The sequence below is a fragment of the Pseudomonas viciae genome (genome assembly GCF_004786035.1).
In the GTDB taxonomy this organism is placed as follows: domain Bacteria; phylum Pseudomonadota; class Gammaproteobacteria; order Pseudomonadales; family Pseudomonadaceae; genus Aquipseudomonas; species Aquipseudomonas viciae.
In genome coordinates this window covers 2,317,897-2,332,249 of record NZ_CP035088.1, presented here as the reverse complement: position 1 = coordinate 2,332,249, position 14,353 = coordinate 2,317,897, and the positions used below count along the sequence as shown (strand labels likewise).

Below are 14,353 nucleotides of genomic sequence, written 5' to 3'. Positions count from 1 at the left end.
CCTATGACAACCCCTCTTTCGGGCAAGACTGCCCTGGTCACCGGCTCTACCAGCGGCATCGGCCTGGGCATCGCCCTGAGCCTGGCCAAGGCCGGCGCCAATTTGATCCTCAATGGTTTTGGCGATGCCTCGGCGGTGATCGCCGAGGTGCAACAGTTCGGCGGCAAGGTCGGCCATCATCCGGCCGATGTCAGCGACCCGGCGCAGATCGCCGACATGCTCGCCTACGCTGAGCGCGAGTTCGGCGGCGTGGACATTCTGGTCAACAATGCCGGGATCCAGCACGTGGCGGCCGTGGAAGATTTTCCAGTGGAGCGCTGGGACTCGATCATTGCCATCAACCTGTCCTCGGTGTTCCACGCCACCCGCCTGAGCCTGCCGGGCATGCGCGCCAAGGCTTGGGGGCGGATTATCAACGTCGCCTCGGTGCACGGCCAGGTCGGCTCGGTGGGCAAGGCGGCGTACGTCGCGGCCAAGCATGGGGTGATCGGCCTGACCAAAGTAGTCGGCCTGGAAACCGCCACCAGCAACGTGACCTGCAATGCCATCTGCCCCGGCTGGGTGCTGACGCCGCTGGTGCAAAAACAGATCGACGACCGCGTCCAGGCAGGCGTCGATCCACAACAGGCACAGCATGATCTGCTGGCCGAGAAGCAACCGTCCCTGGCATTCGTCACCCCGCCGCAACTGGGGGAACTGGTGCTGTTCCTGTGCAGTGAAGCCGGCAGCCAGGTGCGCGGCGCGGCGTGGAATATTGATGGTGGGTGGTTGGCCCAATAAGCTCCTGCGAACCACTGTGGGAACAAGGCTTGCCCGCAAGGAAGGCGATGCGGTCTTTCAGAAGCGAGGCGCCTGTTTCGCGAGCAAGCTTTGCTCCCACACAAGATTGAGCCGCTCTATAGTTTGTATGTGTGCATAAAAAAATAAGAGGCACCCCATGTCCGACATCCTCTGGCAACCCAACCCCGAACGCATCGCCCAGTCGCGCATGAACGCCTTTCGCCAGTTCGTCAACGCGCGGCATCATCTGCAACTGAACGACTACCCTGCCCTGCACGCCTGGAGCATCGACCAGCGCGAAGATTTCTGGCAGGCCATCGTCGATTTCTTCGAGATTCGCTTTCACCAAGCCCCCGACGCGGTATTGGTGGAGGGTTCGCAAATGCCCTGTGCCCGGTGGTTCCCTGGCGCCACGCTGAACTTCGCCGAACACCTGCTGCGCCGCCGCGATGACGCCGTCGCCGTGGTGGCGCTCGACGAAAACGGCGGTGAGGAGCAACTGACCTGGAGCGAACTCGCCGCCCATGTCGCTGGCCTGCAAAGAAGCCTGCAAGCCGCCGGCGTCACCCCCGGCGACCGGGTAGCCGCCTGCATGCCCAATACCTGGCAGACATTGGTGGGCATGCTCGCCACCACCAGCCTCGGCGCGATCTGGTCCTGTTCGTCGCCGGATTTCGGCACCCAGGGCGTCATCGATCGCTTCGGCCAGATCGAACCGAAAGTGCTGATCACCTGCGCCGGTTATCGTTACGCCGGCAAGGTCATCGACCAGCGGCCCAAGGTCAACGAAATCCTCGAGCGACTGCCGTCGTTGCAGCAGTTGATCGTGCTGCCCTATGCCCAGCCAGATGCACGCATCGACGACTTCAAGACCCAGGCCAACGTCGCGTTGTGGGGGGCGTTTTACCAAAGCGCTGGCCAGCCGCAATTCACCAGCGTGCCCTTCGATCATCCGCTGTACATTCTCTATTCCAGCGGCACCACCGGCGTGCCGAAGTGCATCGTCCACGGCACCGGTGGCGTGTTGCTGCAACACGTCAAGGAACATGGCCTGCACGTCGATCTAGGCCCCGATGATCGGCTGTTCTACTACACCACCTGTGGCTGGATGATGTGGAACTGGCTGGTGTCGGCCCTCGCCGTCGGCAGTGCGGTGGTGCTCTATGACGGCTCACCCTTCCATCCCGGCCCCGAGCGCCTGCTGGACCTGATCGACCAACAGCGCATCAGCGTATTCGGCACCAGCCCCAAGTTCCTGGCCTCACTGGAGAGCCAAGGCTTCAAGCCTCGGCAAACCCACGACCTGGGCAGCCTGAAAACCATCCTGTCCACCGGTTCGGCGCTGGCGCCTCATAGCTACGATTTCGTGTACCGCGACTTCAAGCCCGACGTCTGCCTGGCCTCGATGTCCGGCGGCACCGACATAGTGTCGTGCTTCGTCAACGGCAACCCGCTGTCACCGGTGCGTCGAGGCGAGATGCAAGGCAAGAGCCTGGGCATGGCGGTGCAGGTCTGGAACGAGGCCGGCCAAGCGGTCATCGGCGAGAAAGGCGAACTGGTGTGCACGCGGCATTTTCCGGCCATGCCCATTGGTTTGTGGAACGACCCGCGGCAGGAGAAACTTCGTGCGTCCTACTTCAACCAATTCCCTGGCGTATGGGCCCAGGGTGACTACGCCGAAGAACTGCCCCACGGCGGCGTTTTGATCCATGGACGCTCCGACGCCGTGCTCAACCCCGGCGGTGTACGCATTGGTACGGCGGAGATCTATCGGCAGGTGGAAAAGGTCGAGCAAGTGCTGGACAGCGTCGCCATCGGCCAGCAATGGCAGGGGGACGTGCGGGTGGTGCTGTTTGTGCGCCTGCGGGACGGCGTGCGACTGGATGAGACCTTGGAGCAGCAGATCCGCCAAGTCATCCGGGCCAACACCACGCCAAGGCATGTGCCGGCGAAAATTGTGGCGGTGACGGACATTCCCCGGACTATCAGCGGCAAAGTCGTCGAGTTGGCAGTACGCAATGTGGTGCATGGGCAGGCGGTCAAGAACACCGATGCACTGGCCAATCCCGAAGCACTGGAGCAATTTCGCGATCGCCCTGAACTGACGACCTGAGTTCGTTGGCCCGGCGTTGCGATCGCACATACACACTCATTAATACCGCCTCAAATCGTGCGCGAGCGAATATCACCGCGCACTTAAAAACGCATAAAATTGTTTCAACTTGTACCGCAGGAATATTTTAATGATGGCGCAATGTAAATACCCGGAGGAAATATAGTTCACCCGCCAGACACACCCACATAAAAAAACAACCCCTTTGGAAAAGCAAGGCACCCGCTGAACGCTTGACACCTTCACAGGATGACAAGCGAAACTGAATTTTCCCACAATAAAAAGCTTGATCAAGCTAACACCTACCAACACCCATACATGGGAAATATCCGGTTAAAGATTGCGCCCGCTTAAAAGCTTTACGGATAGCAAAACAAGCCAATAGACTTTAAAAAGATAGCTTATCGCGAACGCGCACCCCACTTAAATTTCATTCAAACAACCCAGCGCAGAGTCCAACTCATGAACCATCGATATTTTGGTGACGCCCTCATAAGCAAATATGAGGACGTCAGCATTATCTTTCCTGACGACAGCACTTATGAGAAGACCAGGCAAGTCTATAACAGGATGCACGACCTTTATCCGTCGATGATTATTCAAACCCTGAACCGAGCAGCATTAAAGGAGATCGTCAGCTTTGTCACGGCCAATGACATAGAACTCGCTATCCGGGGTGGCGGGCACCACATTGCGGGCTTCGGTTCCACGCAGGGAGGCATACTGCTCGATTTCTCACCTTACAACGATATCGTGATTGATGAAAACCATAAAGTTGCCCGCGTCCTGCCGGGGGCACGGTTAAAGGATGTGGATGATGCACTTTGCCAACATGGATACGTCATACCTACCGGCACGGTGAGTGATACGGGTATTGCTGGATTGACGCTGGGTGGTGGTATTGGCTGGCTACTGGGGAAGTACGGCTATACCTGTGAGAATCTTGTTGGCGCAGATGTACTTCTGGCTACAGGGGCTCTCGTAAGGGCCGAAGATCCGGGGCATGAGGATTTGTTGTGGGCGTTGCGCGGCGGAGGCGGAAATTTTGGTATCGTACTTGAATTCAGGTACAAGCTATCGAGACTGCCTTCCGTTTATTGTGGCACCCTGGAATTCACTGGAAATGATGTCGAAGCTGCATTGAGCGACCTGTTTGAATATCTGGACAATCACTGCCCATCCAACTTGGTTGTCGCTCCGGTTCTTCATCGCCATAAAAACTCAATGGAGTGCATGCTCTCCATCGATTTCTGTTTAAGCGACTCAATCGATTATTCAGAAATCAAAAATCTCGAAGAATATTTGAGCCAGACTATCAAGCACACTTATCTGACCAGTGACTTTCTGACATGGCAATCATGGTCTGATGAGCGTTTTGCTCAACCGATGAGAGGATACTGGAAATCAGTGTGCCCCGAAATCATGGGAGAGAATATGCCGCATTTGTTAACGGATTGGCAAAAAAGAATCCCAGGACCTAACTGCAGTGTGATGATAGAACATCTGAACCCATCCAGAAGAGAAAAATCAGGCGTGGAGTCAGCACTTGCGATAAAAACGATGAACTATGGAATTTTATTTTCCGCTCGCTGGACGTCCTCAAGTGATGACGCCAAATACGTGAGCTGGGTCAAAAGCGCCGCGAGCTCGATCACTAACGCTGCGGAAGCACTTTCATACTCAAATTACACGCCCGATGAAGAAAACACCAAGCCCTCAGTATTTTCGAATAGCGATAACAGGCTATCTTTCACAAAGAAAAAATATGACCCACTGAACGTCTTCCGCCGCAACCACAACATTACAAAATAATAAGTTACGCCCCCCCCCAAAATCTTGCCCAGTTGATGCATTCATTCAGCACCCCCTATAAAAACCAAAAAAATCGAAATAAAGAGCACAACCATGTGTGGAATACTCGCCGTATACTCCCCAGCCGCCGACATCCAGCCCGTACACATAGATAAAGCACTCGCAGAATTAAATCATCGCGGCCCTGACTTCAGAAGCCGCTATATATCACCCGATAGAAAAGTCGCCCTGGGGCATAGATGCTGTTTGGGGTAAATGCGTTTCATAACTCATTCAGTCATTAACCTTGCACCTCCAATGTCCAACAACGCACGGATGAGGCGCTTATCAGTCCATCAGGCCCCATTCGCCCGACGGCGCTTGGGGCTGCGGTGATGCTTCGGCGTGCAATTTCAACTGCAGCCGCAGGTTGTTCACCGAGTCCGCATGCTTCAGTGCTTCCTCCTCTTCAATCACGCCCTCGACGACCAGCGCGTAAAGCGCGTGGTCGAACGTTTGCATCCCTTGCTCCACGGACTTTTCCATAATCCCCTTGAGTTCAGAAAACTGATTGCTCCTGATCAGGTCGGCCACCGTGGGCGAGCCCAGCATCACCTCCACCGCCGCCCGGCGCTGACCGGTGCGGGTGCGCACCAGGCGCTGGGAGACGAATGCCTTGAGGTTGTTGCCCAGATCGTTCAGCAGTTGCGGCCGGCGCTCCTCAGGGAAGAAATTGATCACCCGGTCCAGGGCCTGGTTGGCGTTGTGGGCATGCAGCGTGGAAATCACCAGGTGCCCGGTGTCGGCGAAGGCCAGGGCGTGTTCCATGGTTTCACGATCACGGATTTCGCCGATCAGCACCACGTCCGGCGCCTGGCGCAGGGTGTTTTTCAGGGCCGCATGAAAACTGCGGGTGTCGACACCGACTTCGCGCTGGTTGATGATCGATTTCTTATGCCGATGGATATACTCCACCGGGTCTTCGATGGTGATGATGTGGCCGCTGCTGTTGCGATTGCGGTAATCGATCAGGGCCGCCAGGGAGGTCGACTTGCCCGACCCTGTCGCGCCAACGAACAGTATCAGCCCTTGCTTCTGCATAATGGTGTCCAGTAACACCAGCGGCAGTTTCAAGTCTTCGAAACGCGGAATGTCCAGCTTGACGTTGCGTATCACCATGGACACATCGTTGCGTTGCTTGAATATATTGACCCGGAACCGCCCGACACCGGCCATGGAGATCGCCAGGTTCATTTCCAGCTCCCGATCGAACTCGAGGCGCTGTTCGGCGTCCATCAAAGACTCGGCGAGCCCGGCAATGTCGCCGACCTTGAATGCCTGGTTGCCCAAGGGCTTGAGCACGCCCTCGAACCGCACACACGGTGGCGCCCCGGTGGACATGTAGAGGTCGGAGCCATCCTGGCTTGCCAGGATTCGCAACAAGGGATCGATTTCCATGGACTGAAATTTCCGCGAGACATCAATTGAAACAAGCTGACCCGAGCATGAAACCCTTCAGACCAACCCGCGCTTACCTTCTTCAGAGGATAGTAGACGCTGTGGCACCGACACGATTTCCAGGGGGGGCGCAATGAACGCATTACCCTCCGGGAGCGACATTCAGAGCCTGATGGCCCGACTGGACTGGGCTGGCAGCCCGCTGGGCGCCGTCCAATCCTGGCCACAAAGCCTGCGCACCAGCGTGGACATCGTGCTCCACTCCCCGATGCCAATGGCCTTGCTGTGGGGCCCCCAACTGACCCACCTCTACAATGACGCCTTTGCCCGACTGGTCGGAGACAAGCATCCGCTGGCGTTCGGCCAACCGACCCACACCGCATGGCCCGAACTGCGGGGCGTCAGCGAACCGATTTATCACAGCGTGTTGCAAGGCCGGCCCCACAGCAGCCGCGATCAGCACTGGCGCCTGCCATTTGCCGGTCGCCTCTGCGACCTGTGGCTGGACCTGACCTACAGCCCCGTGCACGACGAAAGCGCTGGCGTCGCCGGCATCCTGATCACAGCCATCGAAACCAGCGAACGGCGACGACTGGCCCAGGAGTTCGAACGGCGCTCCGAGGCCAGCCTCAAGGCCCAGTATGAAAGCGAGGAACGCTTGCAACTGGCCCTGGCCGCCACCGATGCGTTGGGCACCTGGGACTGGGATATCAGCGAAGATCGCTTCATCGCCGACGAACACTTCGCGCTGCTGCATGGCGTCGATCCGAGCCTGTCACGCCAGTTGCCCATCAGCGCCTACCTCGAAGGCGTGCACCCCGAAGACCGGGCCATGGTTGCTCGCAGCATCAAGCACTGCATCACCCACGGCACCGAATATGCCGAGGAATACCGTTTACTGCAGCCCGACGGTGACCTGCGCTGGGTGTTCGTGCGCGGTCGTTGCTACAAGGATCGCCACGGCCGGCCCAAGCGGTTTCTCGGTGCGGCCCTGGACCTGACCGAACGCAAGCACACCGAGCAGGCCTTGCGCCAGAGTCAGACCGAGCTGCAGTTGATCATCAACGCCATGCCGATCCTCATCAGCTATGTGGATCGCGAAGAACGTTTCCGACTGAACAACAGCGCCTATTTGGACTGGTACGGCCTGACGCCCCAGGAACTGTACGGCAAGACCGTACGCGAAGTGCTCGGTGAAGAAGCCTACGCAGCCCGCGCCGAGCAGATCGCCGACGCCCTGGCGGGCAAGCCCTGCAGCTTCACCGTACAAGCGAACCATCGCGACGGCCGCCCGCGCCATTCACTGATCAACTACCTGCCTCGCCGTGGCTCGGACGGGTCGGTGAACGGTTTCTACATCTTTGTGATCGACGAAACCGAGCGCAAAAAAACCGAAGAAGCCCTGCGCTACCTCAACGAAACGCTGGAAGAACGGGTCATCGCTCGCACCCAGCAACTGGCCGAAGCCAACCATCGCCTGCAAAGCGAGATGTTCGAACGCGAACGCGCCGAAGAAGCGCTGCGCCATGCCCAGAAAATGGAAGCCGTGGGCCAGCTCACCGGCGGTATCGCCCATGACTTCAACAACATGCTCACCGGCATTCTCGGCAGCCTCGACCTGATGCAACGCTACATCGCCGATGGCCGCGCCACCGAGATCGGGCGCTTTACCGAAGCGGCGGTGTCCTCGGCCAACCGCGCCGCCGCCCTGACCCATCGGCTGCTGGCTTTTTCCCGACGCCAGTCGCTGGACCGCAAGCCGCTGGACCCTAACGGCCTGGTGCATTCACTTGAAGACTTGTTGAGCCGTACCACCGGCGATCACATCGTGCTGCGGCTGCAACTGGCCGATGAGCTGTGGCCGGTGAGCACCGATGTCAGCCAATTGGAAAACGCCTTGCTCAACCTGGTAATCAACGCCAGGGACGCCATGCCCGATGGCGGCGAACTGACCATCGAAACCGCCAATGTCTACCTCGACGGCGATGACATCAGCACCCTGGAACCGGTCAAGGCTGGGGACTACGTGATGATTGCCGTCAGCGACAACGGCAGCGGCATGACCCCCTCCGTGCTGGCGAAGGCCTTCGATCCGTTCTTCACCACCAAGCCCATCGGCCAGGGCACCGGCCTGGGGCTGTCGATGATCTACGGGTTCGCCCAACAGTCCGGCGGGCACCTCCACCTCGACAGTGTGCCGGGCCAGGGCACGCGGGTGCAGTTGTACCTGCCGCGGCTGTACGTCACACCCGCCGAACAGCCGACCGCACCCGTGGTTGTCGACGCGCCGGCGGCGGTCGCCGGGGAAACCGTATTACTGGTGGAGGATGAACCGGCGGTGCGGATGCTGGTGCGCGATCTGCTGGAAGCCTTGGGCTACACCGCCCTCGAAGCCCAGGACGCCAAGACGGCCATTGTGCTGCTGGAGTCAGACCGACGCATCGACCTATTGGTGACCGATGTCGGCCTACCGGGCATGAACGGCCGACAACTGGCAGAAATCGCCCGCCAGCATCGACCCGACCTGAAAGTGCTGTTCATGACCGGCTATGCGCAGAAAGCCGCCGAACGCCAGGGCTTTCTCGACCAGGGCATGGACATGGTCGCCAAGCCCTTCACCCTCGATCTGTTGGCAAACAAGATTCGGACGATGATCAACCATGGCAACTGACTTGAGGCATAATCGCCGGCCCGTCACACCGCTCAGGTCACCGCTGCAATGAAAGCCCAAGCCCGCCATATCCTGGTGAAAACCGCCGAAGAAGCCGAACAGCTCAAACAACGCATCGCCAAGGGCGAAGCCTTCGATGTGCTGGCCAAGAAGTACTCCACCTGCCCGTCCGGCAAACGTGGCGGCGACCTCGGTGAAGTGCGGCCAGGGCAGATGGTTGGCGTGATTGATGCGGTGATCTTCAAGAAGCCGCTGCGGGTGGTGCATGGGCCGATCAAGAGCAAGTTCGGGTATCACTTGGTGCAGGTGTTTTACCGGGATTGAAATGACATTGCCCTGACAACCTGACCCTGTGGCGAGGGAGCTTGCTCCCGCGCCACAGGACACACCCAACTTCCGGTGTAGTCAGTCCCTGGGCATCAACGCCCCCGGCACCTGAATAACCCGGCTCGCCAGCAGATGCCCGGCCTCGGCTGCCTCCTGCGGACTGCCGCCCAGCAGGCGACTCGCCAGGTACGCGGCGCTGAATGAATCCCCTGCCGCCGTAGTGTCCACTACCCGCTCGACCCGCTGGGCAGACACTTCATAAGACTGGCCATCGCAACGGATCAGGCACGCCTCGGCGCCGCGCTTGAGCACCACTTCCGGCGTGCCGAGTTGCTCATACGCGGCGAACACCGCCTCACTGTCGGCATACCCGAACAGCGCCTGCTCGTCCTCCACCGTCAACAGCGCCAGCTCCACGTAGGGCAATACGCTGCGATAGGCCGCACGGGCCGCTTCAACCGAGGCCCAGAGCCTTGGCCGGTAGTTGTTGTCGAACACCACCTGGGCCCCGCGTCGACGTGCTTCGACCAGGGTTTCGATGAGTCTGACCCGCCCCTGCTCGCCGAGCACCGCCAGGGTGACGCCACTGAAATACAGCACATCGTAATCCAGTAACGCGGCGAGGATCGGCCCGGCGGCCGGGGTGGTGAAGCACTCGCGCACCGCCGCTTCGTTGCGCCAATACAGAAAACGCCGCTCGCCCGCCGCATCGGTCTGGATGCAATACAAGCCCGGCAAGCGCCCGGGCAAGCGCTGGACCCGTTCAAGGCCGATGTTTTCCGCGGCCCACTGCTCGCACATGGCATCGCTGAAACTGTCGTCGCCCAGGGCGGTGACATAGTCAACCGAGCCCCGCTCGCCCAAGGCGCGGGCCAGGTACACCGCGGTGTTCAGGGTGTCACCGCCGAAGCTTTGTTGCAGGCTGCCGTCGGCGCGTTGTTGCAGTTCGATCATGCATTCGCCGATCAGGGCGATGCGGGGTTTGGATGTACTCATGAATGATCCTGATGTTTCGGTGGTGTCTGGCAGGGCGCTATCGCGAGCAAGCTCGCTCCCACATTTGGGCCGTTGTGAACACACAATCCGTGCTCGCCAAACATCCCCTGTGGGAGCGAGCTTGCTCGCGATAGCCGCGACTCGGTCTGAAGGCTAGAAACAAGTCTCCATGCTCTCCACCACCCGCAACTGCTCATCCACCAGACACCCCACCCGCCACTTGTCGAACGTCAGGCACGGATGGGAAGTACCGAACGAAATGATGTCTCCGACTCGCAACGCAACCCCCGGTGCCACGCTCATGAACGCATGCTGGTCCATCACCGCCGTCACTTTGCAGCCGCTCACATCATCCCCCGCCACCGAAGCTGAACCCGGCTTGTAGCGCTTGAGCGGTACCGGCAGCCCGGCGTCGTAGGCCACGTCGCGCTTGCCCAGGGCGATTACCGCGAAGCCCGGCTCCGGCAGCGATTGCACGTGGGCCCAGACTTCCAGGGCCGGGCGCAGGCCTTCGTGCAGGTCACTGCGCCGCTCCAACACACAGCACTGGGCTTCTTTGTAGATACCATGGTCATGGGCCACGTAACTGCCGGGGCGCAGCACACTGAGAAAACGCCCGTGGGCATTCTGGGCTTCGAAGGATTCAGCGATCAGGTCGTACCAGGCCGAACCCGAGGCGGTGATGATCGGCTTGTCGATGGCAAACGCGCCGCTGTCCTGCAGTTGCACCGCCAGCCGCACCAGGGACGCAGCGAACGCGCGGATGCCGCTGATGGCGTGGTCACCGTGAATCACTCCTTCGTAGCCTTCGATACCGGTCAACGCCAGCGCCGGTTGCGCCTGGATCGCCTCGGCCAGGGCCAGCACCTCGGCCTCGGTCCTGCAGCCACAACGGCCGCCGACCACGCCGTACTCGATCATCACGTTCAACTGGATGCCGCGAGAGGCGAAGAACGTGCCCAGGTCAGCCACGTTGTCGGGATGATCGACCATGCAATGGAACTCAAACCCCGGGTCGGCCAACAAATCAGCGATCAGCGCCATGTTCGGCGTGCCCACCAATTGGTTGGCCATCAGCACCCGGCGCACGCCGTGGGCGTAAGCGGCACGGGTCTGCACCGCGGTGGCGAGGGTCAGGCCCCAGGCGCCGGCGTCAAGCTGGCGGCGAAACAGCGCCGGGGTCATGCTGGTCTTGCCGTGGGGCGCCAGTTCGGCGCCGCTGCCTGTGACGAAGGTTTGCATCCAGTGGATGTTGTGCTCCAGCGCCGCGCGGTGCAGCACCAGCGCCGGCAGGCTGACGTCCCGCAACAGGTGGGCGCCGACAGTGGCGGCGCCCTTCTCTATGCCCGCGTTAAGAATGGCAGAAGACATGTTCGAACTCCTCGCACACGGCCGCTTGCAGCCGCTGCTGTCTATTCATTGATGCGCCGGGCCAGGTTGTTGGCGCTGTCGATCAGCACCCGGCGGTAGTCGGCGTAATTGTTCTTGGCGTCGGCCCGTGGGGCGACGATGCACAGGGTTGCGATGGCCACGCCAGTGGGGTCTTTGACCGGCGCGGCGAAGCAATGGGTGAAGGTGTCGGCCACACTGTCGAAAGAGAAAAAACCGTCGAGGCCGGCCTGGCGGATTTCCTTGAGAAACTGCTCCAGGGGCAGCCGCTCGCCGTCCGGCAGGATGAAGTCGTCGGGGTCGATCAAATCGACGATCTGCTGGTCGCTCAAATGCGCCAGCAGCAGGCGCCCGGACGCGGTCCAGGGGATCGGCGCGTTTTCACCAATGTCCGATGAAATACGGAAATGCCGCTCGCCCTCCTTCATCAGCGCCACGGTGTATTTGCGCCCGTTGAGCAGGCACATCTGCGCGGTTTCGCGGGTCTGGCTGACGATCTCCTGCAACGCGTGATCGGCCTCGCGGCTGAGGTCGAAATGCCGCAGGTGCGCCTGCCCGAGAAAGTACAACTGGCGGCCCAGGTAGACGTGACCGTCCTTGCCCACGGGTTCGAGGATGCGTCGCTCCAGCAGCGACGCCACCAGTTCATAGACCGTGGACTTGGGGCTGCCGATGCCGCTGGCGATGTCGTTCGGACGCAGCGGCTGGCCGATTTCCTTGAGGAAATCGAGGATATCGAACGCCCGATCCAGTCCCCGGGCCCGGCGTTTGATGGTGTCTTCGGTCATTTATTGCATTCCCGTTCATTGGTCGTAGGAGCTGTCGAGTGTAACGAGGCTGCGATCTTTCCCCAGCCAATTGAGTCTTGAGCGAAAGCCCGACAGATCAAGATCAAAAGATCGCAGCCTTCGGCAGCTCCTACAACGGTTCAGGCCTTTTTCTTGTAGGCGACGCAGTCAATCTCAACCTTGCAATCGACCATCATGTTCGCCTGCACACAAGCGCGGGCCGGGGCGTGTTCCGGGCTGAAGTACTCGCCGAACACCTTGTTGAAACTCCAGAAGTCCCGTGGATCTTCCAGCCACACGCCGCAGCGCACCACATCCTTGAGGCCATACCCGGCTTCTTCGAGAATGGCGACCAAGTTTTTCATGGTCTGGTGCGTCTGCTCGACGATCCCGCCGACAATGATCTCGCCGTTCACCGCCGGCACCTGGCCAGACACGTGCAACCAGCCATCGGCCTCCACGGCGCGGGCGAAGGGCCGCGGCTGACCACCGCCTGCGGTGCTGCCGGTGCCGTAACGGGTAATGCTCATGGGTGTTTCTCCTTGCGGGTAAAAATGTTCAAGAAAATTAAAAACGGGTGTTCTTGAGAAATTCCGCCAGTCGCGGCGACTGGGGTCGTTCGAACAATTCTTTCGGCGGCCCCTGCTCTTCGATGCGCCCCTGGTTCATAAACACAATCTTGTCGGAGACCTCGAAGGCAAAGCGCATTTCATGGGTCACCAGCAACATGGTCATGCCGTCTTCAGCCAGGCCCTTGATCACGTTCAACACTTCGCCCACCAGTTCCGGGTCCAGGGCCGAGGTGACTTCGTCGAACAGCATCAGGCTGGGGTTCATGGCAATCGCCCGGGCAATCGCCACGCGCTGCTGCTGGCCACCGGACAACTGACCGGGGAAATGATCACGGCGTTCCAGCAGGCCAACCCGCTCCAGCCATTTCTCGGCCAGGGCCACCGCTTCGTCCTTGGGCAGTTTTTTCACCTTGAGCAGGCCCAGGGTGACGTTCTGCAACGCGGTCAAATGGGGAAACAGGTTGAATTGCTGGAACGCCATGCCGGTCATGGCCCGGTGCCGGGCGATGACTTTCTCGGGATGGCGCACGCGCTTGCCGTTGACGTCGTCGTAACCGATGGACTCGCCATCGAGGACGATCTGCCCGCCCTGGAATTCTTCCAGCATGTTGACGCAGCGCAGCAGCGTGGTCTTGCCCGAGCCGCTGGAGCCGATCAGCGTGACCACGTTGCCACGCTGCATGCTCAGGTCCACCCCCTTGAGCACCTCCAGCGGGCCGTATTGTTTGCGCAAGCCGCGAATATCCAGCAGCGGCTGGGGGTTGGAGAGCTCTGTATTGGAGAGATTCGAAACGTCAGTCATGGCAAAGCCACCCGCTTTTCAATGTGCCGCCCGAGCAATTCGATGGCGTAATTGATGATGAAAAAGAGAAACCCGGCGAACAGGTAAAACTCCAGGGTCATGAAGGTCCGGGCGATGATCTGCTGCGTGCTGAGTAGCAGTTCGGCAACGCCGATCACCGACAGCAGGGTCGAGGCCTTGACGATCTCGGTGGAGGAGTTGACCCAGGTCGGCAAGATCTGCCGCAAGGCCTGGGGCAACAGCACGTAACCCAACGCCTGGAAGAACGTCAGGCCGATGGCCTGGCTCGCTTCCATCTGCCCGCGCGGCAACGCCTGCAAGGCCCCGCGCACGATCTCGGCGACGTGGGAGCCACAAAACAGCGTCAGGCCCAGGACGCCGGCCTGGAACGCGCCGATTTGCCAGCCCAGCGCCGGGGCCATGTAGAAGCAGGCCAGCACCAGCACGAACACCGGCGTGCCGCGAATCACGTCGACATAGAAACGAAACGGCGCGCGCATCCAGGTCCGACCGTAAGTCAGCACCAGCCCGGCGAACAGGCCGATCAAGGTGCCCAACAAAATCGCCAGCACCGAACACTGCACACTGGTCAGGAAACCGGCCCACAAGGTGTCCCGGGCGACCCACAACTCATGCAACCAACTGGGAGATTCGTACATGGAACAC

At 60.1% G+C, this 14,353-nt stretch carries 12 protein-coding genes; 5 read left to right on the top strand and 7 right to left on the bottom strand.

Annotated elements, in window-relative coordinates:
* The first annotated feature begins 3 nt into the window (after nucleotides 1-3).
* From EPZ47_RS10695 to EPZ47_RS10685, 3 genes are all read left to right on the top strand, one after another.
* Entirely contained in the window at nucleotides 4-780 is a 777-nt protein-coding gene (locus EPZ47_RS10695; protein WP_135844734.1) for a 3-hydroxybutyrate dehydrogenase, read from the top strand.
* Nucleotides 781-937: 157 nt separating this feature from the next.
* Nucleotides 938-2,893 (top strand): acetoacetate--CoA ligase, encoded by a 1,956-nt coding sequence (locus EPZ47_RS10690; RefSeq protein ID WP_135844733.1) that lies wholly within the window; start codon nucleotides 938-940, stop codon nucleotides 2,891-2,893.
* Between the two features lie 462 nt (nucleotides 2,894-3,355).
* Entirely contained in the window at nucleotides 3,356-4,705 is a 1,350-nt protein-coding gene (locus EPZ47_RS10685) for an FAD-binding oxidoreductase (protein WP_135844732.1), read from the top strand.
* A 327-nt stretch (nucleotides 4,706-5,032) separates the two neighbouring features.
* On the opposite strand, the gene EPZ47_RS10680 is transcribed toward EPZ47_RS10685, so the two are convergent.
* The gene (locus tag EPZ47_RS10680) at nucleotides 5,033-6,142 is read right to left on the bottom strand and encodes a PilT/PilU family type 4a pilus ATPase (protein ID WP_135844731.1); all 1,110 of its coding nucleotides are present in this window, start codon (nucleotides 6,140-6,142) and stop codon (nucleotides 5,033-5,035) included.
* Nucleotides 6,143-6,275: 133 nt separating this feature from the next.
* Between EPZ47_RS10680 and EPZ47_RS10675 the strand changes: the two genes are divergently transcribed.
* Together EPZ47_RS10675 and EPZ47_RS10670 are read left to right on the top strand one after the other, a co-directional pair.
* Nucleotides 6,276-8,813, top strand: coding sequence for a PAS domain-containing hybrid sensor histidine kinase/response regulator (locus EPZ47_RS10675; RefSeq protein ID WP_135844730.1), 2,538 nt, complete (start codon nucleotides 6,276-6,278; stop codon nucleotides 8,811-8,813).
* A 48-nt stretch (nucleotides 8,814-8,861) separates the two neighbouring features.
* Complete coding sequence (locus EPZ47_RS10670) at nucleotides 8,862-9,137, top strand: peptidylprolyl isomerase (RefSeq protein ID WP_003182808.1); 276 nt, start codon at nucleotides 8,862-8,864, stop codon at nucleotides 9,135-9,137.
* A gap of 81 nt (nucleotides 9,138-9,218) precedes the next feature.
* Here EPZ47_RS10670 and EPZ47_RS10665 read toward each other — a convergent pair whose 3' ends face one another.
* The 6 genes from EPZ47_RS10665 to EPZ47_RS10640 all read right to left on the bottom strand — a co-directional run bounded on the left by EPZ47_RS10665 (nucleotide 9,219) and on the right by EPZ47_RS10640 (nucleotide 14,346).
* On the bottom strand, nucleotides 9,219-10,136 hold the full coding sequence (locus tag EPZ47_RS10665; protein WP_135844729.1) for a sugar kinase: 918 nt from the start codon (nucleotides 10,134-10,136) through the stop codon (nucleotides 9,219-9,221).
* A 153-nt stretch (nucleotides 10,137-10,289) separates the two neighbouring features.
* A complete protein-coding gene (locus tag EPZ47_RS10660; protein ID WP_135844728.1) occupies nucleotides 10,290-11,507 on the bottom strand; it encodes an amino acid deaminase in 1,218 nt (405 codons plus the stop codon).
* A 41-nt stretch (nucleotides 11,508-11,548) separates the two neighbouring features.
* Entirely contained in the window at nucleotides 11,549-12,313 is a 765-nt protein-coding gene (locus tag EPZ47_RS10655) for an IclR family transcriptional regulator (protein WP_135844727.1), read from the bottom strand.
* Nucleotides 12,314-12,453: 140 nt separating this feature from the next.
* Nucleotides 12,454-12,843 (bottom strand): RidA family protein, encoded by a 390-nt coding sequence (locus tag EPZ47_RS10650; RefSeq protein ID WP_135844726.1) that lies wholly within the window; start codon nucleotides 12,841-12,843, stop codon nucleotides 12,454-12,456.
* A 37-nt stretch (nucleotides 12,844-12,880) separates the two neighbouring features.
* Nucleotides 12,881-13,687 (bottom strand): amino acid ABC transporter ATP-binding protein, encoded by an 807-nt coding sequence (locus EPZ47_RS10645; protein WP_135844725.1) that lies wholly within the window; start codon nucleotides 13,685-13,687, stop codon nucleotides 12,881-12,883.
* A complete protein-coding gene (locus tag EPZ47_RS10640; protein ID WP_135844724.1) occupies nucleotides 13,684-14,346 on the bottom strand; it encodes an amino acid ABC transporter permease in 663 nt (220 codons plus the stop codon). The genes EPZ47_RS10645 and EPZ47_RS10640 overlap by 4 nt, the downstream gene beginning before the upstream one ends.
* Nucleotides 14,347-14,353 lie beyond the last annotated feature (7 nt).

Coding starts and splice junctions, on each gene's coding strand:
- EPZ47_RS10640 (WP_135844724.1), bottom strand. CDS start 14,346: ATGTACGAATCTCCCAGTTGGTTGCATGAGTTGTGGGTCGCCCGGGAC.
- EPZ47_RS10690 (WP_135844733.1), top strand. CDS start 938: ATGTCCGACATCCTCTGGCAACCCAACCCCGAACGCATCGCCCAGTCG.
- EPZ47_RS10685 (WP_135844732.1), top strand. CDS start 3,356: ATGAACCATCGATATTTTGGTGACGCCCTCATAAGCAAATATGAGGAC.
- EPZ47_RS10680 (WP_135844731.1), bottom strand. CDS start 6,142: ATGGAAATCGATCCCTTGTTGCGAATCCTGGCAAGCCAGGATGGCTCC.
- EPZ47_RS10655 (WP_135844727.1), bottom strand. CDS start 12,313: ATGACCGAAGACACCATCAAACGCCGGGCCCGGGGACTGGATCGGGCG.
- EPZ47_RS10665 (WP_135844729.1), bottom strand. CDS start 10,136: ATGAGTACATCCAAACCCCGCATCGCCCTGATCGGCGAATGCATGATC.
- EPZ47_RS10670 (WP_003182808.1), top strand. CDS start 8,862: ATGAAAGCCCAAGCCCGCCATATCCTGGTGAAAACCGCCGAAGAAGCC.
- EPZ47_RS10645 (WP_135844725.1), bottom strand. CDS start 13,687: ATGACTGACGTTTCGAATCTCTCCAATACAGAGCTCTCCAACCCCCAG.
- EPZ47_RS10675 (WP_135844730.1), top strand. CDS start 6,276: ATGAACGCATTACCCTCCGGGAGCGACATTCAGAGCCTGATGGCCCGA.
- EPZ47_RS10695 (WP_135844734.1), top strand. CDS start 4: ATGACAACCCCTCTTTCGGGCAAGACTGCCCTGGTCACCGGCTCTACC.
- EPZ47_RS10650 (WP_135844726.1), bottom strand. CDS start 12,843: ATGAGCATTACCCGTTACGGCACCGGCAGCACCGCAGGCGGTGGTCAG.
- EPZ47_RS10660 (WP_135844728.1), bottom strand. CDS start 11,507: ATGTCTTCTGCCATTCTTAACGCGGGCATAGAGAAGGGCGCCGCCACT.